The organism is Pseudomonas simiae (assembly GCF_000934565.1).
GTDB classification, from domain to species: domain Bacteria; phylum Pseudomonadota; class Gammaproteobacteria; order Pseudomonadales; family Pseudomonadaceae; genus Aquipseudomonas; species Aquipseudomonas simiae.
This window is the reverse complement of sequence record NZ_CP010896.1, coordinates 4,304,463-4,329,879: the sequence shown is the minus strand read 5'-3', so window position 1 is coordinate 4,329,879 and position 25,417 is coordinate 4,304,463. Positions and strand designations below refer to the sequence as shown.

General features: G+C 62.4%; 11 protein-coding genes. 7 read left to right on the top strand and 4 right to left on the bottom strand.

Features of this window, described 5'->3' with window-relative positions:
- Window positions 1-18: 18 nt before the first annotated feature.
- Window positions 19-570, bottom strand: a complete 552-nt coding sequence (locus PF1751_RS19565) for an RNA polymerase factor sigma-70 (RefSeq protein WP_005789991.1) — start codon at window positions 568-570, stop codon at window positions 19-21.
- Window positions 571-872: 302 nt separating this feature from the next.
- Here PF1751_RS19565 and PF1751_RS19560 point away from each other — a divergent pair, with 302 nt between their 5' ends.
- The 3 genes from PF1751_RS19560 (at window position 873) to PF1751_RS19550 (ending at window position 17,423) form a co-directional block, all read left to right on the top strand.
- Entirely contained in the window at window positions 873-1,625 is a 753-nt protein-coding gene (locus tag PF1751_RS19560; protein WP_021490819.1) for a thioesterase II family protein, read from the top strand.
- A gap of 55 nt (window positions 1,626-1,680) precedes the next feature.
- Complete coding sequence (locus PF1751_RS19555) at window positions 1,681-14,562, top strand: non-ribosomal peptide synthetase (protein WP_044287595.1); 12,882 nt, start codon at window positions 1,681-1,683, stop codon at window positions 14,560-14,562.
- Window positions 14,563-14,711: 149 nt separating this feature from the next.
- Window positions 14,712-17,423: a hypothetical protein gene (locus tag PF1751_RS19550; protein ID WP_010208809.1), complete on the top strand. Its 2,712-nt coding sequence runs from the start codon at window positions 14,712-14,714 to the stop codon at window positions 17,421-17,423.
- Between the two features lie 71 nt (window positions 17,424-17,494).
- On the opposite strand, the gene dsbG is transcribed toward PF1751_RS19550, so the two are convergent.
- Genes dsbG through dsbD form a run of 3 tightly spaced genes read right to left on the bottom strand, consistent with a single transcriptional unit; the run spans window position 17,495 to window position 20,811 of the window.
- Window positions 17,495-18,256 carry a thiol:disulfide interchange protein DsbG gene (gene dsbG / locus PF1751_RS19545; RefSeq protein ID WP_010208810.1) on the bottom strand — a complete coding sequence of 254 codons (762 nt, stop codon included), beginning with the start codon at window positions 18,254-18,256 and terminating at the stop codon, window positions 17,495-17,497.
- Window positions 18,232-19,083 (bottom strand): TlpA disulfide reductase family protein, encoded by an 852-nt coding sequence (locus PF1751_RS19540; protein ID WP_010208811.1) that lies wholly within the window; start codon window positions 19,081-19,083, stop codon window positions 18,232-18,234. The genes dsbG and PF1751_RS19540 overlap by 25 nt, the downstream gene beginning before the upstream one ends.
- The gene (gene dsbD / locus PF1751_RS19535; protein WP_010208812.1) at window positions 19,084-20,811 is read right to left on the bottom strand and encodes a protein-disulfide reductase DsbD; all 1,728 of its coding nucleotides are present in this window, start codon (window positions 20,809-20,811) and stop codon (window positions 19,084-19,086) included.
- A gap of 161 nt (window positions 20,812-20,972) precedes the next feature.
- Between dsbD and PF1751_RS19530 the strand changes: the two genes are divergently transcribed.
- From PF1751_RS19530 to PF1751_RS19515, 4 genes are all read left to right on the top strand, one after another.
- Window positions 20,973-21,653 carry a response regulator gene (locus PF1751_RS19530; protein ID WP_010208813.1) on the top strand — a complete coding sequence of 227 codons (681 nt, stop codon included), beginning with the start codon at window positions 20,973-20,975 and terminating at the stop codon, window positions 21,651-21,653.
- A complete protein-coding gene (locus PF1751_RS19525; RefSeq protein WP_010208814.1) occupies window positions 21,650-22,972 on the top strand; it encodes an ATP-binding protein in 1,323 nt (440 codons plus the stop codon). The genes PF1751_RS19530 and PF1751_RS19525 overlap by 4 nt, the downstream gene beginning before the upstream one ends.
- A gap of 124 nt (window positions 22,973-23,096) precedes the next feature.
- Window positions 23,097-23,870 carry an N-acetylmuramoyl-L-alanine amidase gene (locus PF1751_RS19520; protein ID WP_010208815.1) on the top strand — a complete coding sequence of 258 codons (774 nt, stop codon included), beginning with the start codon at window positions 23,097-23,099 and terminating at the stop codon, window positions 23,868-23,870.
- Window positions 23,871-24,011: 141 nt separating this feature from the next.
- Window positions 24,012-25,406, top strand: a complete 1,395-nt coding sequence (locus tag PF1751_RS19515; RefSeq protein WP_010208816.1) for an aspartate aminotransferase family protein — start codon at window positions 24,012-24,014, stop codon at window positions 25,404-25,406.
- The last annotated feature ends 11 nt before the right edge of the window (window positions 25,407-25,417 follow it).

Here is a 25,417-nt window from a genome sequence, read left to right as displayed (position 1 = left end):
ATTTCCTACAGCGGTGTGTCACACCCTACGTGCAAACGTATCGCTATGGCTGCCCGACACTTTGCGGCAGTGCACCAGCGCATCCCGGATCATGAAGTTCACCAGGGTCGGCGATACGCCAAGTTCCTTGGCGATGTCCTTTTGCGGCACGCCGTGCAGGCGGTACATCTCGAACGCGTAGCGGGTGCGTTGCGGCAGCTCCGTCAGGGCGTCGGCGATGTTTTCCAGGGTGTTGAAATTGATGTGCGAGGTTTCCGGTGAAGCGCCGTGAATAACCACATTCAAGCCTTCCTCTTCCGTCCCGGAGTATTTGAGCTCCAGGGCCTGTTTGCGGTAGTGATCGATCGCCAGGTTGCGCACGATCTGGAACAGATAACTCAATTGAGCCTTGAACGATGACGTGATCGTCGGCGCCGACTGCAGCCGGAAGTAGGCGTCCTGCACTACGTCTTCGGCACGGGAGCGGCAGCCGGTAATACGTGCCGCGATCTTCACCAGGATCAGCCGATTATCAACGAATGCCTGGAGAAGCGGTGAGTCGCACCTGCCTGTGGATACTTGTTCCGTCATGGAAATCACCTTGTCGCAAAAGAAGTCAGGGGAGGGCGTCCTTGCTGAGGCCTCCTACACATCGGGCAACAAATTATGCTGAATGATAATGATTGTCAAATGAGAAGACGAACTAATCTTATGCTTTCTTGTTAGGTGTGAACCACGTCTCGCTCGTACCCGGCGACTAATTATTTGCCGGTGCCGTCCGTTCTTCTGGGTGACAGGTCCGTTAGCAAAACGGCCAAGGATCAGCACCCGCAGGAGGACGAAATGGGTTTTTATCGTGCATACAGCGTGTTTCAGTTTGGAGTCGTCACGCGATGAGTGCGCCGACCCGACTGCGCCTGTTCTGCCTGCCCTATTCGGGCGCCAGCGCCATGGTTTACGCGCGCTGGCGTCGGGCCCTGCCCGAGTGGTTGCAGGTATGCCCACTGGAATTGCCCGGGCGTGGCATGCGCATGGACGAGCCGTTGCAGCGCGACATCAAGGTGTTGGCGGCCCAGCTCGCCGATGAAATCAGCCGCGACCTGAACGGCCCCTACGCCTTGTTCGGTCACAGCCTCGGCGGCCTGCTCGCCTTCGAGTTGGCGCATGCGCTGCGTGCGCGCGACGTGCCGTCGCCGCTGGCCCTGTTCGCTTCCGGCACGGCCGGGCCGGCACGCCGCGACGTCAGCGAATACGCCATCGAAAAGACCGACGCACAACTGATCGCCCGCCTGCGCGAGCTGCAAGGCACCGCCGAAGAAGCCCTGACCAACCCCGAGTTGATGCAGTTGATGCTGCCGATCCTGCGCGCGGATTTCCTGCTGTGCGGCAGCTTCAGCTACGGCGAGCGCACACCGCTGGGCATGTCGATTCACGTGTTTGGCGGCAAACAGGACAGCGTGCGCGCCGACCAACTGCTCGACTGGCAACTGGATGCCGCCAGTGGCTTTTCCCTGGACATGTTCGACGGCCACCACTTCTTCCTCATACAGCACGAAAGCGCCGTGCTGCGCTGCATGCGGCGTTACGCCGAGGAACACCTGGCCCGATGGCGCAATGGCGTGGCACGTCCACTTGCCGTCGGCTGAACCAGCCCCCCCGAATTCTCGAATTTCCCGTAAGCCGATTTCAGGCAGGAACCCCATGATGGACGCCTTCGAACTTCCCCCTACCCTGGTCCAGTCCCTTCAACGTCGCGCTGCGCAGACCCCGGACCAGGTCGCCTTGCGCTTCCTCGCCGAGTCCGCCGAGCACAGCGTTGTGCTCAGTTATCGCGATTTGGATCAGCGTGCCCGCACCATCGCCGCCGCCTTGCAGGCCAATGCGGACCTGGGCGACCGTGCCGTGCTGTTGTTCCCCAGTGGCCCGGATTATGTCGCGGCGTTCTTTGGTTGCCTGTACGCGGGTGTGATCGCGGTGCCGGCCTATCCGCCGGAGTCCACCCGTCGCCACCATCAGGCGCGCCTGCTGTCGATCATCAGCGATGCCGAACCGCGTCTGCTGCTGACCATCGCCAGCCTCGCCGATGGCTTGTCGCAGCTCGAAAATGCGCCGCCCGTATTGAGCGTCGATCGGCTGGAAGGTGCCGGCAATTGGGTCGCCCCTGACCTGCATCCGGACGACATCGCCTTCCTGCAATACACCTCAGGTTCCACCGCGTTGCCCAAGGGCGTGCAAGTCAGCCACGGTAACCTGGTGGCCAACGAAGTGTTGATCCGTCGCGGTTTCGGCATCGACCTGAACCCCGATGACGTGATTGTCAGTTGGCTGCCGCTGTACCACGACATGGGGCTGATTGGCGGTCTCCTGCAACCGATCTTCAGTGGTGTGCCCTGCGTGCTGATGTCGCCGGCCTACTTCCTCGGGCGACCGTTACGTTGGCTGGAAGCGATCAGTGAATACGGCGGCACCATCAGCGGCGGTCCGGACTTCGCCTATCGCCTGTGCAGCGAAAGGGTCAGCGAGACCGCGTTGGAGCGCCTGGATTTGAGCCGGTGGCGCGTGGCCTATTCCGGCTCCGAGCCGATTCGCCTCGACACCCTGGAACGCTTCGCCGAGAAGTTCGCCGCCTGCGGTTTTACCCCGAACCATTTCTTTGCCTCCTACGGCCTGGCCGAGGCGACCCTGTTTGTCGCGGGCGGCAGCCGTGGCCAGGGCATTGCGGCGATGCGCGTCGACGATCAGGCCCTGGCCGCCAATCGCGCCGAGCCGGGGCAGGGCAGTGCGATCATGAGCTGTGGCACCCGCCAGCCGGAACACGCGGTGCTGATCGCTGACCCGCATACCCTTGCCGAGCTGCCCGACAACCACGTCGGCGAACTCTGGGCCACGGGTCCGAGCATCGCCCACGGCTACTGGCGTAACCCCGAAGCCACCGCAAAGACCTTTGTGCAACATGCCGGCCGTAGGTGGCTGCGTACGGGCGACCTGGGCTTCATCCGTGACGGTGAGGTGTACATCACCGGTCGCCTCAAAGACCTGCTGATCGTGCGCGGCCACAACCTGTACCCACAAGACATCGAGCAGACCATCGAGCGCGAAGTGGAGGTGGTACGCAAAGGCCGGGTCGCCGCATTTGCAGTGAATGAGCAGGGCCTGGAAGGCATCGGCATTGCCGCTGAAATCAGCCGCAGTGTGCAGAAAATCCTGGCGCCCGAGGCGCTGATCAAGGCGATTCGCCAAGCCGTCGCCGAGGCGTATCAAGAGGCGCCAAGCGTGGTGGTGCTGCTCAACCCTGGCGCCTTGCCGAAGACCTCCAGCGGCAAGCTGCAGCGCGCGGCCTGTGCGCTTCGTCACAAGGACGGTAGCCTCGACAGCTATGCGCAGTTCCCGAACCTGCACGCGCAGGAGGGCGATGGGGCGCTGGAATCCGAACTGCACAACCAGATTGCGGCGATCTGGTGCGAGCAGTTGCAGGTGGCGACGGTTGCGGCCGATGACCACTTCTTCTTACTCGGCGGCAACTCCATCACCGCCACCCAGGTGGTCGCACGCCTGCGCGAACGCCTCGGCCTGGAGCTTAACCTGCGCATGCTGTTCGAAGCACCGACCCTGGAAGGCTTTGCCGCCAGCGTTGCGCAGTTGCAGCAGGACGGCGGCGTCGCCCAAGGCGCGATCCACAGCCTGTCGCGCCAAGAGGAATTGCCCCAATCCCTGGCACAGAGCCGCCTGTGGATCACCTGGCAACTGGACCCCCACAGCAGCGCCTACACCATCCCCGGCGCCCTGCGCCTGCGCGGCGAGCTGGATGAAGACGCGGTGCGTACCAGCTTCCAGCAACTGATCCAGCGCCACGAAGCCCTGCGTACACGCTTCTACGAGCGCGACGGCCAGGCTTTCCAGTGTGTCGATACCAAGGCCGATTTCGACCTGCAAGTCATCGACCTCAGCGACCTGCCCGTTGCCGAGCGCGAAGCCCGTGCGCAACAGATCCGCGAAGACGAAGCGCGCACCCAGTTCGACCTGGAAAAAGGCCCGCTGTTGTGGGTGACCCTGGTGCGCCTGGACGATGAAGATCACCAACTGTTGGTGACGCTGCAACACATCATCGCCGACGGCTGGTCGCTCAATATCCTGATGGACGAGTTCTCACGCCTCTATGCCGCCGCCGTCCAGGGCCAGACACTGGAGCTGCCGCCCCTGGCCCTGCAATACGCCGACTACGGCACTTGGCAGCGCCAATGGCTGGCCGAAGGTGAAGGCCAGCGTCAACTGGCGTACTGGAAAGCGCAGTTGGGTGAAGAGCATCCCACCCTGAGCCTGGCGACCGACCACCCGCGCTCGGTACACCACCGTCACAGTGCCTCACGTCACACTGTGCGCCTTGGCGCGAGCCTCAGCGAAGCCATTCGCCAGACCGCCCGTACCCACGAGTCCACCCCGTTCATGCTGTTGCTGGCAGCCTTCCAGAGCGTGCTCTACCGTTACAGCGGCCAACGCGATATCCGCATCGGCGTGCCCAACGCCAACCGCCCGCGCCAGGAAACCCAAGGCCTGGTCGGCTTCTTCATCAACACCTTGGTGCTGCGCGCCGAGCTGGATGGGCGCTTGCCCTTCACTGAACTGTTGGCCGCGACACGCCAGGCTGCGCTGGGCGCCCAGGCCCATCAGGATTTGCCATTCGAACAACTGCTGGAGGCCTTCCCGCAGGCCCGCGAGCAGGGCCTGTTCCAGGTCATGTTCAACCACCAGCAACGCGACCTCAGCGCCTTGCGCCGCCTGCCGGGCATGCTCGCCGACGAGTTGCCGTGGCACAGCCGCGAAGCCAAGTTCGATTTGCAACTGCACACCGAAGAAGACCGCAACGGGCGCCTGAGCCTGTCGTTCGACTATGCCGATGAACTGTTCGAAAGCGCGACCATCCAGCGCCTCGCCGAGCACTACATCAACCTGTTGCACGCCATCTGCGAACAGCCCCGGCAAGCCATCGGCGACCTCATGCTGATGCAGCACGACGAACAAGCCCTTTACAGCGAAGCACCCTGCGCACCGGCCCAAGTGTGGCTGCCCGAACTGCTCAACCAGCAGACCTCGGACACCACCGCGCTGGTCTGGGGCGGCGGCAGCCTGACCTTCGCCCAATTGCACACCCAGGCCAACCGCCTGGCCCATTACCTGCGTGACAAAGGCGTCGGCCCGGACGTGTGCGTGGCCATCGCCGCCGAACGTTCGCCGCAACTGTTGATCGGCTTGCTGGCGATCATCAAGGCCGGGGGCGCTTACGTGCCGCTGGACCCGGATTACCCCACCGAGCGCCTGGCCTACATGCTCAAGGACAGCGGCGTTCACCTGCTGCTGACCCAGACCGCGCTGCTGGAGCAGGTGCCGGCTGCCTGCGGCGTGTGCGTCATCGCCATGGACAGCCTGCACCTGGACAGTTGGCCCACCCAGCCGCCCGGCCTGCATTTGCACGGTGATAACCTCGCCTACGTGATCTACACCTCCGGTTCCACCGGCCAGCCCAAAGGCGTGGGCATCACCCATGCCGCGCTGGCCGAGCGCTTGCAGTGGATGCAGGCCACTTATCCACTCAACGAAACCGACGTGCTGATGCAGAAGGCACCGATCAGTTTCGACGTGTCGGTGTGGGAATGCTTCTGGCCGCTGATCACTGGGTGCCGCCTGGTACTGGCCGGGCCCGGTGAGCATCGCGACCCGCATCGGATCGCGCAGTTGGTGCAGGAACACGGCGTGACCACGCTGCACTTCGTGCCGCCGCTGTTGCAGTTGTTTATCGACGAACCGCTGGTGGCCGAATGCACCAGCCTGCGGCGCTTGTTCTCGGGCGGGGAAGCCTTGCCCGCCGAACTGCGCAACCGCGTTCTGGCCCAGTTGCCAGCCGTGCAATTGCATAACCGTTATGGTCCGACCGAAACCGCGATCAACGTGACCCACTGGCACTGTCGCGCAGAAGACGGCGAGCGCTCGCCGATTGGTCGGCCACTGGGCAACGTGATCTGCCGCGTGCTGGATGAGCAGCTCAACCCCGTGCCGCTGGGCGTGCCGGGTGAGCTGTGCATCGGCGGTATCGGCCTGGCCCGGGGTTACCTTGGCCGCGCCGGGTTGACGGCTGAGCGTTTTGTCGCCGATCACCAAGGCGCCCGCCTGTACCGCACCGGTGACCGCGCCCGTTGGAGCGCCGACGGTGTGATCGAGTACCTCGGGCGTCTCGACCAGCAGGTCAAGCTGCGCGGCTTCCGTGTGGAGCCGGAAGAAATCGAGGCGCGCATGCTCGCCCTGGAGGGCATCGCTCAAGCTGTGGTGCTGGTGCGTGACGGGCAGTTGATTGGCTACTTCACCGCCCATGGCGACCTGGACGAACAACAGGTCAAAACCGCCCTGGCCGCGGAGTTGCCGGAATACATGGTGCCCGCGCTGCTGATGCGCCTGGACGCCATGCCATTGAGCCCCAGCGGCAAGCTGGACCGCCGCGCGTTGCCGGAGCCGGTGTGGCAAGTGCGTGAACACGTCGAACCCGAAACGCCGCTGCAACAGCAAATCGCCGCGATCTGGCGCGAAGTTCTCGGTCTGCCAAGCATTGGTCTGCGCGATGACTTCTTCGCCCTCGGCGGCCACTCGTTGCTGGCCACGCAGATCATTTCCCGCACCCGCCAGGCCTGTGATGTGGAACTGCCGTTGCGCACCTTGTTCGACGCCAGTGAACTGGGGGCGTTTGCCGAGCAGGTCGGCCTGATCCAGGCCTCGGGACAACGCAACCAACAGACCGTCATCGCCAAGGTCGACCGCGGCCAACCCGTGCCGCTGTCCTATTCCCAGCAGCGCATGTGGTTCCTGTGGCAGATGGAACCGGACAGCCCGGCCTACAACGTCGGCGGCATGGCGCGTTTGCGCGGCGTGCTGGACGTGGGGCGTTTCGAGGCGGCGCTGCAAGCGCTGATCATGCGTCACGAAACCCTGCGCACGACGTTTCCGAGCGTCGATGGTGTGGCTTATCAGAACGTTTCGCCGCAGACCGGGCTGCGCATGGATTGGCAGGATTTCTCCGCGCTGAGCGAAGCCGACCGTCAACCGCGCCTGCAGCGACTGGCTGATCATGAGGCACACACGCCGTTCAACCTGGAAACCGGGCCGTTGTTGCGTGCGTGCCTGGTCAAGGCCGGCGAGCAGGAACACTACCTGGTGCTGACCCTGCACCATATCGTCACCGAAGGCTGGGCCATGGACATCTTTGCCCGTGAACTCAGCGCGTTGTACGAGGCCTTTATCGACGAGCGCGACTCGCCGCTGGCGCCGCTGCCCGTGCAATACCTCGACTACAGCGTGTGGCAGCGTCAGTGGCTGGAGTCCGGCGAGCGCCAGCGTCAGCTGGATTACTGGACTGCGCAACTGGGCAATGAACACCCGCTGCTGGAACTGCCCGGCGACCGTCCACGCCCGCCTGTGCAAAGCCACCAGGGCGAGTTGTACCGCTTCGACCTCAGCGACGACCTCGCTGCCCGCGTGCGTGCCTTCAATGCCGAGCGCGGCCTGACCCTGTTCATGACCATGACCGCCACCCTGGCCGTGCTGCTCTACCGTTATAGCGGCCAGACCGACTTGCGTATCGGCGCCCCGGTTGCCAACCGTATCCGTCCTGAAAGCGAAGGCTTGATTGGTGCCTTCCTCAACACCCAGGTGCTGCGGTGCCAGCTCAATGGGCAGATGAATGTCGCTGAGTTGTTCGAGCACGTGCGCCACACCGTGATCGAGGGTCAGTCCCATCAAGACCTGCCGTTCGATCACCTGGTGGAGGCCCTGCAACCCCCGCGCAGCGCGGCGTACAACCCGCTGTTCCAGGTGATGTGCAACGTGCAGCGCTGGGAATTCCAACAGAGCCGCCAACTGGCCGGCATGACCGTCGAATACCTGGCCAACGATGCGCGGGCGACCAAGTTCGACCTCAACCTGGAAGTCACCGACCTCGACCATCGCCTGGGTTGCTGCCTGACCTACAGCACTGACCTGTTCGACGAGCCACGCATTGCGCGCATGGCCGCCCATTGGCGCAATCTGCTGGAAGCCTTGATCGCGGATCCGCAGCAACGCCTCAGCGAATTGCCGTTGCTGGGTGCGGATGAACAGCGTGTGTTGCAAGACAGCCTGGGCATTGAGAATGGCGAGCACCGTCTCGATCAGTGCATCCACCCACTGTTCAGCCAGCAGGTGGCAGCCCGTGGCGATGCGCCGGCGCTGACCTTTGCCGGCGTGACCCTCAGCTACCGAGAACTCGACGCCCGCGCCAACCGCCTGGCCTGGATGCTGCGCGAACGTGGCGTCGGCCCGCAGGTGCGTGTCGGCCTGGCGTTGCCGCGCTCCCTGGAAATGGTCATCGGCCTGCTGGCGATCCTCAAGGCCGGCGGTGCCTATGTGCCGCTGGACCCGGAATACCCGCTGGACCGCCTGCACTACATGATCGAAGACAGCGGCATCGGCCTGCTGCTCAGCGATGCGGCGATGTTCGAGGCCCTCGGCGAGTTACCGGCCACTGTTGCGTGCTGGTGTCTGGAGGATGACTTGCCGGTGCTGGCCAACTACCCGGCCGATGCGCTGCCGTTTATCAGCCTGCCGCAACACCAGGCGTACTTGATCTACACCTCCGGCTCCACCGGCAAGCCGAAAGGCGTGGTGGTATCCCACGGTGAAATCGCCATGCATTGCGCGGCGGTGATCGAGCGGTTTGGCATGCGCGCGGATGACTGCGAGCTGCACTTCTATTCGATCAACTTCGATGCGGCCACCGAGCGTCTGCTGGTGCCGCTGCTCAGTGGCGCACAGGTGGTGTTGCGGGCTCAGGGGCAGTGGGATGCCGAGGAAATCTGCGGATTGATACGCACCCATGGCATCAACATCCTGGGCTTCACCCCGAGCTACGGCAGCCAGTTGGCGCAGTGGTTGGCGACCCGGCAGCAGACCTTGCCGGTGCGTATGTGCATTACCGGCGGCGAAGCCCTCACCGGCGAACACTTGCAGCGCATCCGTGCCGCGTTCCAGCCGCAGGTGTTCTTCAACGCCTATGGCCCGACTGAAACCGTAGTGATGCCGCTGGCCAGCCTGGCGCCCGAGCACTTGGAGGAGGGCGCCGCCAGCGTGCCGATCGGCAGCATCATCGGTGACCGCGTGGCTTATATTCTCGACGCCGACCTGGCCTTGGTGCCGCAAGGCGCGACCGGCGAGTTATACGTGGGCGGTGCGGGTCTGGCGCAGGGGTATCACCAGCGTCCGGGCATGACCGCCGAACGTTTTGTCGCGGACCCGTTTGCGCGCAACGGCGGGCGCCTGTACCGCACCGGTGACCTCGTGCGCCAGCGCGTCGATGGCTTGGTGGAGTACCTCGGGCGTATTGACCACCAGGTGAAAATTCGCGGTTTCCGTATCGAACTGGGCGAGATCGAAACCCGCCTGCTGGAGCATGACGCCGTGCGCGAAGCGGTGGTGCTGGCGCTGGATGCGCCGAGCGGCAAACAGTTGGTGGCGTATCTGGTCAGCGATGCCGAGCACGTCGCGCTGCGTGATGCGCTGAAGGCCCATCTCAAGGCGCACCTGCCGGACTACATGGTGCCCGCGCACCTGATCGTGCTGGACAGCATGCCGCTGACCGCCAACGGCAAGCTCGACCGCCGTGCCTTGCCGCAGCCGGATCCCGAAGCCAACCGCCAACACTACGTGGCACCCCGCAACGAACTGGAAAGCACCCTGGCGGCGATCTGGTGCGCGGTGCTGAACGTGCAACAAGTCGGCCTGGACGATAACTTCTTCGAGCTGGGGGGCGACTCGATCCTGTCGATCCAGGTGGTCAGCCGTGCGCGGCAGGCCGGGATTCATTTCAGCCCTCGCGACCTGTTTCAGCACCAGACCGTGCAGACCCTGGCTGCTGTGGCTACGCGCTCCGAGCAGGTTACGGCAGAGCAGGGCCTGCTGACCGGCAGTTCGGGTCTCACGCCGATCCAGCATTGGTTCTTCGACACCGAGACCCCGAACCGTCAGCACTGGAACCAGGCGCTGGTCCTCAAGCCGCTGCAGTTGCTCGACCCCCAGCGCCTGGAACAAGCGCTGCTGGCGGTACTGGAACACCATGACGCCTTGCGCCTGAGCTTCTCCAAGCGCGACGCCCAATGGCACGCCGAACACAGGGCCGTGCCGCAGGGCGGCGTGCTGATGCAGGCGCAAGTGCGTGACATGGCGCACTGCACCGCGCTGTTCACCGACACCCAACGCAGCCTCGACCTGGAGCACGGCCCGCTACTGCGCGCCTTGCTGGTGGACGGGCCCGAGGGGCAGCAACGCCTGTTGATCGCGATCCATCACCTGGTGGTGGACGGCGTGTCGTGGCGTGTATTGCTGGAAGATCTACAAACGGTTTATCGCCAGTTGAACGATGGCCAGTCCGTCAGCCTGCCGGCCAAGACCAGTGCCCTGCGTGATTGGGCCGCGCGTTTAAAGGCGTATGCCGGTAGCGAATCCTTGCGTGAGGAATTGAGCGTCTGGCAGCACCAGTTGGCCGGCCCTGACGCCGCATTGCCGGTGGCCCGCCCACAAGGGTCGCTGCGCAACCGCGATGCCGACACCGTCAGCGTGCGCCTGGATGCCGAACACACCCGCCAGTTGCTGCAGCAAGCCCCAAGCGCCTACCGCACCCAGGTCAACGACCTGTTGCTGACCGCCTTGGCCCGCGTGTTGTGCCGCTGGAGCGGTCACGCTTGCGCGTTGATCCAACTGGAAGGCCACGGCCGCGAAACCCTGTTCGATGACATCGACCTGACCCGCAGCGTCGGCTGGTTCACCAGTGCCTATCCGCTGCGCCTGACCCCGCAAACCGGGCAGGGCGATTCGATCAAGGCGATCAAGGAACAACTGCGCGCCGTGCCGCATAAAGGCTTGGGCTATGGCGTGCTGCGCTACCTCGCCGATGACCTGTGCAAGCAGACCCTGGCCGCACTGCCGAGCGCGCAGATCACCTTCAACTACCTCGGCCAGTTCGACCAGAGCTTCGGCGCCGATGCGCTGTTCCACCCGCTGGATGAATCCGCCGGCCTGGCCCATGACCCGGACGCGCCGCTGCCCAACGAGTTGAGCGTCGACAGCCAGGTGTATGGTGGTGAGCTGGTGCTGCGCTGGACCTTCAGCCGCGAACGCCACGATCAACAGAGCATCCATGAACTGGCCGATGCCTACCTCACCGAGCTGCAAAGCCTGGTTGCACATTGTCTGGAGGACGACGCCGGTGGTCTTACACCGTCCGACTTCCCGCTGGCGCACCTGACCCAGGCGCAACTCGACAGCTTGCCGATTGCCGCCAGCGCCATCGAAGATGTCTACCCGCTGACCCCGATGCAGGAAGGCCTGCTATTGCACACCCTGCTGGAGCCCGGCACCGGCCTCTACTACATGCAGGACCGCTACCGCATCAACAGCGCCCTGGACCCCGAGCGTTTCGCCCAGGCCTGGCAGGCGGTGATCGCCCGCCACGAAGCCCTGCGCGCGTCGTTCTGCTGGAACGTCGGCGAAGACATGCTGCAAGTGATCCACACACCCGGCAGCACGCCGATTGAGTACCTGGACTGGAGCGACGATCCGGAGGACCAGCAGGAGCCGCGCCTGCAAGCGCTGCTCAAGCAAGAGCGCGAAGCCGGCTTCGATCTGCTCAACCAGGCACCGTTCCACCTGCGCCTGATCCGCGTCGGCGCCGAGCGTTACTGGTTCATGATGAGCAACCACCACATCCTTATCGATGCCTGGTGCCGTTCATTGCTGATGAATGACTTCTTCGAGCTCTACATGGCCCTCGGTGAAGGCCGCGACGCGCAACTGGCCACGCCGCCGCGCTACCGCGACTACATTGCCTGGCTGCAACGCCAGAACCTCAATGAGGCACGCCAATGGTGGCAACAGAACCTGCAAGGCTTCGAGCGCACCACGCCAATCCCGAGCGACCGGCCGTTCCTGCGTGAACACGCGGGCCACAGCGGCGGCATGGTGGTGGGCGATTGCTACACCCGTCTCGATGCCCGCGACGGTGCACAACTGCGCGAACTGGCACAGGCTCACCAACTGACCGTCAACACCTTCGCCCAGGCGGCGTGGGCGCTGGTGCTGCGCCGTTTGAGCGGCGATCGCGACGTGCTGTTCGGTGTCACCGTGGCCGGGCGCCCGGTGGAAATGCCCGAGATGCAACGCACCGTCGGCCTGTTCATCAACAGCATCGCCCTGCGGGTGAAACTGCCCGAGGACGGTCAAGCGTGCAGCGTGCGCCAGTGGTTGAGCGAACTGCTCGACAGCAATATGCAACTGCGCGAGTACGAGTACCTGCCGCTGGTGACGATCCAGGAACACAGCGAACTGCCCAAGGGCCAGCCGCTGTTCGACAGCCTGTTCGTGTTCGAAAACGCCCCGGTGGAAGTCTCGGTGCTGGACCGTGCACAAAGCCTGAACGCCACCTCGGATTCCGGCCGCACCCACACCAACTTCCCGCTGACCGCCGTGTGCTATCCAGGTGATGACCTGGGGCTGCACCTGTCCTACGACCAACGCTACTTCGACGAAACCACCGTGCAAGGCATGCTCGGCGAGTTCAAGCGCCTGCTGCTGGCGCTGGTCCAAGGCTTCCAGGGTGACATGGCCGACCTGCCACTGATTGGCGAGCAGGAGCGTGAGTTCCTGGTGGACGGTTGCAACCAGAGCGAGCACGACTACCCGCTGGAGCGCAGCTACATCGAGCTGTTCGAAGAGCAGGTCGCCGCTCATCCGCAGCGCATCGCCGCCAGTTGCCTCGACCAGCAATGGACCTATGACGAACTGAACCGTCGCAGCAACGGCCTGGGCCACGCGCTGATAGCTGCGGGTGTCGGCCTGGATCAACCGGTGGCGTTGTTGGCCGAGCGTAACCTCGACCTGCTCGGCATGATCATCGGCAGCTTCAAGGCCGGTGCCGGCTACCTGCCGCTGGACCCCGGCCTGCCGAGCCAGCGCCTGCGCAGCATCCTCGACTTGAGCCGCACGCCATTGCTGGTGTGCACCGAAGCATCCCGTGAGCAAGCCATCGAGTTGCTGGACGGTTTTGACTGCCAGCTTCTGGTGTGGGAGGAAATACCCGCGCGTGGTGAAAACCCCGGTGTCTACAGCGCTCCGGATAACCTTGCCTACGTGATCTATACCTCCGGTTCCACCGGTCTGCCCAAGGGCGTGATGGTGGAACAGCGCGGCATGCTCAATAACCAACTGAGCAAAGTGCCGTACCTGGCCTTGAGCGACGCGGATGTGATTGCGCAAACCGCGTCGCAGAGCTTTGATATTTCCGTATGGCAGTTCCTCGCTGCGCCGCTGTTCGGCGCGCGGGTGGACATCGTGCCGAACACCATCGCGCATGATCCCCAAGGCCTGCTGGAACATGTCCAGGCCCAGGGCATCACCGTGTTGGAAAGCGTGCCGTCGTTGATCCAGGGCATGCTTGCACAAGACCGCATCGGCCTGGATGGCCTGCGCTGGATGCTGCCGACCGGCGAAGCGATGCCACCGGAACTGGCGCACCAGTGGTTGCAGCGTTATCCGGAGATTGGGCTGGTCAACGCTTACGGCCCGGCGGAGTGTTCGGACGATGTGGCGTTCTATCGTGTCGACCTGGCGTCTACCCGAGGCACCTATTTGCCGATTGGTACGCCCACCGACAACAACCGTTTGTACCTGCTGGATGGCGCACTGGAACTGGTACCGCAAGGCGCGGTGGGTGAGTTGTGCGTGGCCGGCACGGGTGTCGGTCGCGGTTACGTCAGCGACCCGCTGCGCACCGCGCCCGTATTTGTGCCGAACCCCTTCGGCGCACCGGGCGAACGTCTCTACCGCACCGGCGACCTCGCGCGCCGTCGCAGTGACGGCGTGCTGGAGTACGTCGGACGTGTCGACCACCAAGTGAAGATTCGCGGCTACCGCATCGAACTGGGTGAAATCGAAGCGCGCCTGCACGAACAACCGGAAGTGCGCGATGCGGCGGTGGGCGTGCAGGAAGGCATGAATGGCAAGCACCTGGTCGGCTACCTGGTGGCGGCGGATGAAGCACTGAACCCAAGCGAACGCCTGGACCGCATCAAGCAACGCCTGCGCGCCGAACTGCCGGAATACATGGTGCCGCTGCACTGGCTCTGGCTCGACCGCCTGCCGCTCAACGCCAACGGTAAACTCGACCGCAAGGCGTTGCCGGCGCTGGAGATCGGCCAGCTGCAAAGCCAGGACTACCTGGCACCGCGCAACGAACTGGAGGCTACGTTGGCCGCCATCTGGGCCGAGGTGCTGAAAGTCGAGAGGGTAGGGGTGCAGGACAACTTCTTCGAACTGGGCGGGCACTCGTTGCTGGCCACGCAGATTGCCTCGCGGGTGCAGAAGACCCTGCAACGTGATGTGCCGCTACGCGCAATGTTCGAGTGCAGCACGGTGGCGGAATTGGCCGAGTATATCGACGGGCTGGCAGCCAATGAGGTCAGTGCCGAGAAGGTAGATCGGTTGAGTGATTTGATGGCGGAGTTGGAGGGGTTGTGAGAGGGCCGTTGGTCGGCAGCAACGTAGGGCTTCGTCAGAACTGTTAATTCTGACAGTAGGCGAAGGTGCATCAAAGGCGCTCACTAAAGGGCGGCTCTCGGCCTCGGACTGGCTGAGGGCCATAACCCCTCGAACATGGAGTTCCTGTCATGGCTAAAGAAAAAACAACAGCTGAAGTTCCCTCAGATCCTGTCGATGCAAAAACACCAAAGTCGATCAAGCCCCAAGCTCTGGAAGTTGCCGCTCCGTTAATTTCCAGTGAGGTGAATAGCATCATCGAACCCTCCAAAATGCCGGACTCCTACCTGACCGTTGACGCACGCATGGACAACCCGCCCATCACAGTCAAGTTCAGCGCAAAGGAGGTGCCTGAGCTGGTACTTGAGGATGTTGTGGATTCAAGCGGTGAGTCAGGGGCCCGGAAGATAGACATCCCTTTGGCTTACTTGACGAAACTCATGGGGTTCACGGCTCTCATTTCATATTCGGGGAAGTCACAAGGGCAGGCCGTGGAGTCGTTGGTCAAGGAGGTGGGGGTAGCGTTTTACCCTGCCAGTGAAAGTCAAAATCTTGCACCTTACTTACTTCACGAAAAAATCGTGCATAACACGCCTACCTATGACATGCACGATCACACAGGCGATGAGACGGTTCTTGTGCCGGTCCCGCCTCTTGCCAAAGCGGGGGATAAGCTTTACTGCACTGCGGCTACCGAGCAGGACGCTCCTCGGCATGTGTTTTACACAGTGGTTTATGGCTATAAGTTAACGCCTGAAGATGCTGTCCCGGGCAACGTACTTCAGTTCCCAATTCGCCGTGGTTGGTTGGCGCGACGCAAACCATGGCGATCGCTTACCCTTCAATGTGGCTGGATCACGAACGACTTGGAGGCCCAGCCTCCCGCCGAGGTTGACCCGCACCTGGAGACGCGCTTGCCGAGGAATGCGCTCGAAATTCAATATCGCCGAACTGCTGCTTTAATTGTTGACCCTCGGCTAGACCTAAAGGCACCCCATCTGCGGCAGTCTGTGGAGTACAACGGTGGTTGGTGCCTTAATCCTGAACTCACCAGAGACGGAGGGACTGTAGATGTAAGTGACCTGGATACGTATGCGGACGATCGTGTCTGCTTTTTTGTGAGCGGACCTGGTTTCGAGCAGAGACCGTTGGGTTGCGTGACCATTGAATATGACGGGGATCCGGCGTCGGTCAAACTATCGCCCTGTATCGTTGCTTGTTTGTTCAACCAGTCGATGACGCTGACCTACACGGTTGCCTTCAACGAACAAGAACAGCTATCACCTGCACAGTTGGTCAGTGTTTCGGTGCCCCGGTTCATTCACCCGAATATTGAAGAGGCAACTAACGGCACGGTAGACCTCAATATATTCCCAGGGGCCGCACTGGCTACAGTGCCTGTATGGGCGTATGCCGAGTGCTCAAGTTTTTGTTGGATGTGGATCTCGGGTGAATACGAGGACGGCAGCGCTTACCGGTACGACATTTTGCTGGATGAGCCCGTTACTGACGACTGGAAGGCTCGAGGAGTTGAGGCGCCTATTCCAAGGACTGAACTTCAAAAGCTGGCCGATTGCAGCGAATTTAAACTGCACTTCTCGGCGAGCTTTTGTGAGGCGAGTGGGCTAGAGAACGCCTATGAGTTTCCTGCTCAGACCTTCAAAATCGAGCAGGAGCCTCTGTCGCTTCCTATGCCTGCGGTGAGGCAAGCTGATGGCTCCGACCTGACCGCCTGGAATGGGCGCTACGGTGTAGATGTCGAAGTGGATTACCCAAAAAACAACAGCAGGCACAGCATCAGTGTTTGCTGGAAAAAACCGGATGGCACTTGCTGGCCGTTGGCTTCCAAACCCGGCAGTACGGCGGGGGCAGTCATCTTCACTCTGCCGCCGGAAGCCGTGATCGAAAGCATGGGCAAAACCGTGCAAATCACTTACACCGTGACCCCCGCGTGTAAGGCACAGACGTCACTGCCGTTGAACCTGACGATCAGTTTGCCGAGATACTTGCCGCCGCCCGCTGTGGAGCAGGCTACGCCGCCCGCTACCCAAAAGGGTATTTTGGATTTGAGCGCATTTTTCGGGGATGCCGTCATTACCGTGCCGAAATGGTGGTTCATGCGGGTCGGGCACAGAGGTTGGCTGCAGTGCACGGGTATTCAGGAAGATGGGACTGAACTCGTGATTAAGGTAATGCACGCTGAGATCATCACTGCTGGAGACCTGACTAACGGATTATCGCGTGAACTGTCGCGGCTAGAGCTGACAAATTACGTTAGCAACGTGGAACTGACCTTTGAATTCAAGGTGACTGTAGACGGTAGTACTGACGTGACGAAGGCGATCGTCTTTCCTTTGCTCAAGTTGATCTTTCGCAAGCGTTTGATTGATGAAACTAACTTCGATCCGGATGAGAAGGGTTGGAATGGTTGGGAAAGAGGCCGTGGCGCCGCTGACCCCAGGGATCTAGCACTTGCTTTCGGATCACATGGTTTCTGGAACGGCTATTGGCTGCGTGACTGGAGTTATACAGATACAAAGGATCCTGCTACGGATAGCGAAAAACTGTTCAAGACGTTCAACAATCTGGAAGTGGGACGCTCATATCAATTCCTAGCCTGGGTCTGTAATGACGGTAGCTCAGGTGTTTCGCCTCTGATGGCGCTAACTGTTAATAGAGCCGATTTAACCGAGGTAATAGCGCCTGGTTTAGACTGGGAGTTACTCGGAGGGACGTTCAAGGCAACTTCAAACACTGCAAGGCTCAGCGTCGACAATCGCCGGATGGGGTTCCAAAATGGCAACGACTTCAGGGTGACTTGGCTCAGACTTTACGAAGTTTAATTACGTCTCACTGAGCCGCATCAGGATAAGGTCTCTGATAGTTGGAGACCTTATTCATAAGGAAGAGTGCTTTATTTCGGCCCCAATATCTTCCCCAACTTCTCCGGCGAAGGTGCCCCCTGCTGTTGCTGCAACCCACCCTTGTCATCCAGATAGAAGATAGCCGGCGTCGCCGACAACTCCAGCCCATCCATCAATTTCATGTTCCCATCAAGCTTGGCCTCGATATCCGCCGGAATCTTCTCCAACGCCTGCAACTTGCTGCCCTTACCGGCGGCTTCGTGTTCTTCCAGGGCCTTTTGCGGGTCTTTGGCGGCAAACAGCGCGGCGGATTTGCCGGGGCTGTCTTCGCGGATGATGCCGACCATGATGTGGCGCAACTGCACTTTGCCGGCTTTTATCCACGGACGGGCTTGTTCCCAGAACATGTTGCAGTAAGGGCAGTTAGGGTCGCTGAACAGGTAGACGATGCGTGGGGCTTTAACGTCGCCGTCCTGGATCCAGCTGCTTTTTTCCATCTTGGCCCAGACTTCCTTGGCCATCGGTGCATACACCAGTTTTTCCAGGGGCGCGCTGCTCAGGTCATTGCCTTGGGCGTCGTACAGGCTACCGGCAATCACGCTTTTGCCGTCGGCGGTCAGGTACAGGGCCATGCCGCGATTCTGGTACTGGGCGGCGTAGCCGGTGAGACCGCTGGGGGCGTCGAACTTGCCGAGGATCTTGGCGCCTTTGGCCTCGATCTGTTTGATCGGTGCTGGCCAGTCAGCGGCCTGGGCCAGGGTGGCTGCAAGCGTCAGCGGCAGCAGGGTCAGCAGGTGGCAGAGGCGGGGCATGTCGGTTTCCTTGTGGCAGCAGGAGCGGAGTCGAAGGGTTCCATGGCGCGGGCCAGGCTGGCCTGGGACAGTTCGCCGAGGTGGCTGTTGATCAGGCGTCCATCGGCTTGATAGAACAACGTGGTGGGCAAGGCCATCGAGCCCACGGCCTGGCCGAGGCGACCGCTGGCGTCGAACAGGATGTTGTCCAGAGTCAGGCCTTGTGTGGCGAGGAAGGTGCTGACGCTTTGCATGCTTTCGGCCTGGTTGACGAACAGGAAGGTCACGTCGGGACGTTGATGTTGGGCACGTTCCAGCACCGGCATCTCGCGGCGGCATGGCGGGCACCAGGTGGCCCACAGGTTGATCACCAGCGGGCCGCCTTTGTAATCGGCCAGTTGCACCACGTCGCCATCGGCGTTGCGCAAGGTGATGTCCGGCAGTTGCGAGCCTTTGTCGTACAGGCTCAGGGACAGGCTGGTCAGGCCCCAGAACACCAGGCCGGTGATCACCCCAGCGCCCAGCGGCTTGCGCAGGGCTGGACGCCGCCGGCCGTAGAGCAGCGCACCCAGGATCAGCGCGATCACGCCCGGCCAGGCGAGGAAACCGCCGTCGCGCAGGTCGACCATCTGCAGTGGGGCTTGGCTGTAATCGCTCCAGTACATCAGCACAAAGCTGACGCGGGCCACCAGCATGCCCAGCAGGAAGAGGCTGAACAGCACCGATTCCGGGTTTTCACCACCACGCTTGGCCACGCGCCAGCCCACCAGGGTGGCGAGAATCAGCGCGCTGATCAGCAGGATGTGATTCAGGGCGATGGCGAAGGTGCCGATGGTCAGGGTCAGCATTCAGAGGGCGTCCCGGGTTTGCGTCCAGCGTTGCAGGAAGGCGGCGGCATCCACTTCGCCAGTGATGCGTTGGGCGCGGCGTTCTTCACCGTCCGGGCCGATCCACACGAAGCTCGGTGGGCCAGGCACTTTGTAGCGGCCGAGCAGCTCTCGGCTGGCGGCATTGTCGGCGGTAACGTCCAGGCGCAGCAGGCGTACGTCTTTCAGGGCATCCATCACCTCGGGTTTGCCGAACACCTGCTTTTCCATGATCTTGCACGACACGCACCAGTCGGCGTAATAGTCCACCAGCACCCACTGGCCTTGAGCCTTGGCGCTGTCGAGCTGGCTTTGCAGCACGACGGGATCGTTGATGGTCATGAAGGCATCGTGGGCGCTCGGTGCGGCGGCGGTCCGCGAAGCGCTGTAGACCTTCAGCGGTTGCCACAGGTCATCGCTGCCACCGGCGGCGCCCACCACCAGCAGTGTGCCCCACAGGCCGAGCACCAGGGAACCGGCGCCGAACACCTTGGCGGCCAGGCCGTATTCGCGGGCCAGGGTCCAGCCGCAGTAGGCCATCACCAGCGCGAGCGTGCCCCACAGGCCGATCCACAGGCTTTCATCGACCACCGGGCGGATCATCAGCACGGCGGTGCCGAGGAACAGGAAGCCGAAGATGCCCTTGAGCACATTCATCCAGGTGCCCGGCTTGGGCAGGAAGCGATTGCCCACGGTCACCAGCAACAACAGCGGAATGCCGATGCCGATGCCCATGGCGAACAGGATCAGGCCACCGTGTAACGCGTTGCCGCTCTGGGCGATGTACAGCAGGGCACCGGCCAGGGGGGCGGTCATGCATGGGCCCACCAGCAGGCCGGACAATGCGCCGAGAATCCCTGCGCCGACCAGGCTGCCGCCGCTTTGCTGGCGGCTGACGTTGTCCAGACGATCGCGCAGGAACGCCGGCAGTTGCAGTTCAAAGAAACCAAACATCGGCAGGGCCAGCAGCACGAACAGGGCGGCGAAGCTGCCGAGAATCCACGGCGTCTGCAGCCAGGCGGCAAGGTTGCCACCCAGCAAGGCCGCCAGCACGCCGAGCGCGGCATACACCAGTGCCATGCACACGACGTAGCTGCTGGCCAAGGCAAACCCACGACGCGGGCTGGCGCCACTGCCAACCACCAAACCGGCGAGAATCGGCAGCATCGGCAATGAACACGGCGCAAAGGCCAACAGCAGTCCCAGGCCGAAAAATATCAGCAGGCTCCAGCCCAGACTGCGTTGTTGCAGGCCACTGGCCAGGCTTTGGTCCTGGGCTTCGGCGGTCGCGGCGACGGCCGGGTTGCCCCCCAGGTCCACGGTGATCGACTGCGGCGGATAGCACAGGCCCGCATCGGCGCAGCCCTGCCAGCCCAGTTTGACCTGGCCGGTGGCGCCGGCCGGAATCTTCACTTCCAGGCCTTGGCGATACACTTCCTGGTCGCCGAAGAATTCATCGCTATGGGCCTCGCCTTGCGGCAACGTGGGCTGTTTGGCCAGTCCATCGAACTTCATGCGCTGCTTGTACAGGTAATAACCGTCGGCAATCTGCCAATACAGCTGGGTCTCGCCACTTTCAAGACGTTCGGAGGTAAAAGTGAAGGCTTTGCCCACCGGCAGGAAGTCGGGTTTGGTCTCAAATGGGTTGCCCGGCGCGGCCTGGGCGAACCCCGCGAACAACACCAGCAGAAAGGTAAACAAATGCCGCATGGTCAAGCCTTAGTTCGATGCAAGTAGGCACACAATGTGTGGCGTTGATTAACCGATGATTAACCGAGGCTATTCTAGATTGAGTGTGGGTGGTTTAGCGGCATAATCTGCACTTAATCCGCCGCACTTTTAATCACCCGATCTTTTATGAAGGGTTCACCATGCACGTACTGGTCTGTGAAGACGACGAACTGATCGCCAGCGGCATCGTGGCCGGCCTGACCGCGCAAGGTTTTACCGTGGAGCGTGTGGCCTCGGCCGGTGCCGCGCGCGCGATGCTCAGGGCGGCCACGTTCGACATCATGGTGCTCGACCTCGGCCTGCCGGACGAAGACGGCCTCAAGCTGCTGCAGCAACAGCGCAGCCAGGGCCTGGAAATCCCGGTGCTGATCCTCACCGCGCGCGATTCGGTAACCAACCGCGTCGACGGCCTGCAAGCCGGCGCCGATGACTACCTGCTCAAACCCTTCGACCTGCGCGAACTCGCCGCGCGCCTGCAAACCCTGCTGCGCCGGGTGGCGGGGCGCAGCGTCAACCTGATCGAGCATGGCCGACTGGCCTACGACCCCAGCAGCCGTGAGACTTTCCTGGGGGGCGAGCCGGTAGACCTGTCGCGCCGCGAACAGGCGCTGTTGCAAGCCCTGCTGCACAACAAAGGTCGGGTGCTGTCCAGCGAGCAACTCAAGGACAGCGTCTACGGCTTCAACGACGAGTTGGAAAGCAACGCCCTCAACGTGCATATCCACCACCTGCGACGCAAATTGGGCAATGGCATTGTCGAGACCGTGCGCGGTCTCGGCTATCGTCTGGGCCCGGCGGACGGGGGCGAGGACGCATCGTGAAAAGCCTGCGCCTGCGCCTGACATTCAAGCTGGGCGCTGCTTTTGTGTTGATCTGGGCCCTGGCGGCGGCCTGGATGCTCAACGATCTGCGTAACCAGATGATGTTCTCCCTCGATCAACGCCTGGTGGCGTCGGCGCGCATGGTGGCGGGGCTGACCGAGCAGATGCCGGGCCTGGCCAGTGTGAGCGGTGGTGCGCATTTTCATGGGGCACAGCTGAATGTGCCGGGCGGCATGGCGTGCCAGGTCAGCTCCTTGCGCGGCGAAGTGTTGGCGCGCAGCCATGCCACGCCGGATGAAGGCCTGGAATCGCGCCAGAGTGGTTTTCGTGATCAGCTGATCGATGGTGTGAACTGGCGCAGCTTCACGCTTTCCCGTGGCGACCTGTTGATCACCACGGCCGACCGTCAAGTCGAACGTGAGGCTTTGAACCTGTCGATCCTGCTGGCCGCTTCGGTGCCAGTGGGCGTTGCCATGCTCGGCTGCCTGTGCCTGTTGTGGCTGGGCATCGGTCAGAGCCTGGTACCGCTCAACCGCATGCGTGACGCCTTGATGCGGCGCAGTGCCGACTCCCTTGAACCGCTGCAGATCCACCCGTTGCCCAGCGAACTCAAGCCGCTGCTCGACACCCAGAACCAATTGTTGCAACGCATCGCCAAAACCATCGAGCGTGAACGTCGCCTCACCGGCGACGCCGCCCACGAGCTGCGCAGCCCGCTGACGGCGATCAAGACCCACCTGCAAGTGGCGCGCATGACCGACGGCGCAGCCCGCGACCAATCCCTCGCCCACGCCGAGGAAGGCGCGGACCGCCTGCACCGCACCCTGGAGCAATTGCTGTTGCTGGCGCGGGTAGAAGGCAACCTCTCATTTGACGATGGTATGCACTCCAGTGCCGAGGACGTGGCACGGCTGGCCATCCAGGATGCCAATGCCGGTGATAACACGCGCATCGACCTGATCCTGCCGGAAAACCTTTCGGCTACCCCGGTGGAAATGCCAGTGGGCCTGGCGGTCGCAGCCCTGCGCAACCTGCTGGACAACGCACTGCGCCACACGCCGGCGAACACGCGGGTGGCGCTCAGCGTGACGACCGACGCCGATAACGTCGTGTTTCGCGTGCGTGACCACGGCAAGCAGATTTCGCCGGAGGACCTGCAATACCTGACCCAGCGCTTCTGGCGCAATGGCAACAGCGAAGGCTGCGGCCTGGGCCTGGCGATTGTGCAAGCGATTGTGCAGCGCTGTTCTTGCTCGTTGAAGTTCGACAGCCAGCCGGATGGCCTGCGCGTCGACCTGGGGATGCCGCTGCGACGCTGATCACTTTTCTTTCACGCGCCACATAGTTACCGCCCTCTTGAGGATCAAGCCTTCAGGATGGCGGTAATTTTTTTGCGCTTGAACGGGCTGAACGACTCGGCCTGTATTGAAAAGGATGGTTCTCATGTTGGTCATCGATACCAGTTTCCCCGCCAAAGGCTTCAACGAACGTAACGGCGAGCCCGTGCGGCAGGTGATCCTGCATTACACCGCGGCCCCTTTTGCCTCCTCCCTGCGTACCCTGACCCAGGATGGCGTGAGTGCACACTATTTGCTGCCCGACCCTGACGATCCCCGCTATCGCGACGCAGGCTATGAAGAATTGCGGGTGTTCCGGTTGGTGGAAGAAGACAAGCGCGCCTGGCATGCCGGGGTGAGCCACTGGGCGGGGCGCGACAATCTCAACAGTCGCTCGATCGGCATCGAGATCGTCAACCTGGCACGGGATGACGGCGGCGTATTCACCTTTCCAGCCTATGGTGAGGAACAAACCCAGGTGTTGATTGCCTTGGTGCGCGACATTCTCGGGCGTTACCCACAGATTGGGCCTACCGACATTCTCGGGCATTCGGACGTTGCGTTCAGCCGCAAGAGCGATCCAGGACCATGTCTGCCGTGGCGGCGTTTGCATGACGCCGGCGTGGGGGCCTGGTTTGATGAGGCGACCCAGGCGATGTATCAACGCCGCTTTTGCCTCGGGTTGCCGTCGGAAGTCGAGGTGGAGCGCGCGTTTCAGCGCTATGGGTATGCGCCTGCGAAGAATCGGCAGGGGTTTGAACAGCGCACGCGGGCGTTTCAGATGCACTTTCGCCCACGGGATTACTCGGGGTCCCTGGACGCGCAGACCTGCGCGATTCTTTATGCGTTGAATGAAAAGTATCTGGGGTTGTGTGGTTGACGGTATTTCGCGACCGGAGGAGTAAATCCTCCTGATGCTGGTGCGTTTCCAGAACAGGAAATCCGTGCGCATGCCCCTTGGGCCAGACGCCAGCGGATCGGCAGTTTGGTCACCATCATCAGCGTATTGAGGGATCGAGAAATGTCAGTCGCTACCAGCCGTATCGAAGACGTCCAGGTGCATGAAACGCTTTACCAGTTCGACGAAACCCCGCTGCTCGCCCGTCAGCGCCAGCAGGAATCCAATGCCCGCAGCTACCCTCGGCGTATCCCCCTGGCGCTCAAGCGCGCCAAGGGCCTCTACGTTGAAGATGTGGAAGGCCGCCGTTTCATCGACTGCCTGGCCGGTGCGGGCACGTTGGCGCTGGGGCATAACCACCCGGTGGTGATCGAGGCAATCCAGCAGGTACTGGCTGATGAGTTGCCACTGCACACCCTGGACCTGACGACGCCGGTCAAGGATCAATTCGTACAGGACCTGTTCGGCCTGTTGCCGCCAGCGTTGGCGCGGGAAGCGAAAATCCAGTTCTGTGGTCCCACCGGCACCGATGCGGTGGAAGCCGCATTGAAGTTGGTGCGCACTGCCACCGGGCGCAGCACGGTGTTGTCTTTCCAGGGCGGTTACCACGGCATGAGCCAGGGCGCCTTGAGCCTGATGGGTAGCCTGGGGCCAAAGAAGCCTTTGGGTGCCTTGCTCGGTAATGGCGTGCAGTTTTTGCCGTACCCCTACGACTACCGTTGCCCGTTCGGCCTGGGGGGCGCGGAAGGCGTGCGGGTCAACCTGCATTACCTGGACAACCTGCTGAATGATCCCGAGGCGGGCGTTTTGCTGCCGGCGGCGGTGATTGTCGAAGTGGTGCAGGGCGAGGGCGGTGTGATTCCAGCTGATCTCGACTGGCTGCGCGGTCTGCGCCGAATCACCGAACAGGCGGGCGTGGCGCTGATCGTGGATGAAATCCAAAGTGGTTTTGGCCGCACCGGCAAGCTGTTTGCCTTCGAACACGCCGGCATCATTCCGGATGTGGTGGTGATGTCCAAGGCCATTGGTGGCAGCCTGCCACTGGCGGTGGTGGTGTATCGCGACTGGCTCGACACCTGGTTGCCGGGCGCCCATGCCGGCACCTTTCGTGGCAATCAGATGGCGATGGCGGCGGGTTCGGCGGTGATGCGCTACCTCAAGGACCACGACCTGGCCGGTCACGCGGCCGCGATGGGCGAACGCCTGGGCGAACACCTGCGCATCCTGCAGCGCGACTTCCCGCACCTGGGGGATATCCGCGGTCGCGGGTTGATGCTCGGTGTGGAACTGGTGGACCCGAATGGCACGCTGGATGTCCAGGGCCACCCACCCGTGCATCGCCAATTGGCGCCGCTGGTGCAGCGTGAATGCCTCAAGCGTGGCCTGATCCTGGAACTGGGTGGGCGACACGGCAGCGTGGTGCGTTTCCTGCCGCCGCTGGTGATCACTGCCGTTGAAGTCGACCTCGTGGCGGACATCTTTGGGCGTGCGTTGGCAGCGGCGGTCGCCAGCCTCTAATTTTTTGCACG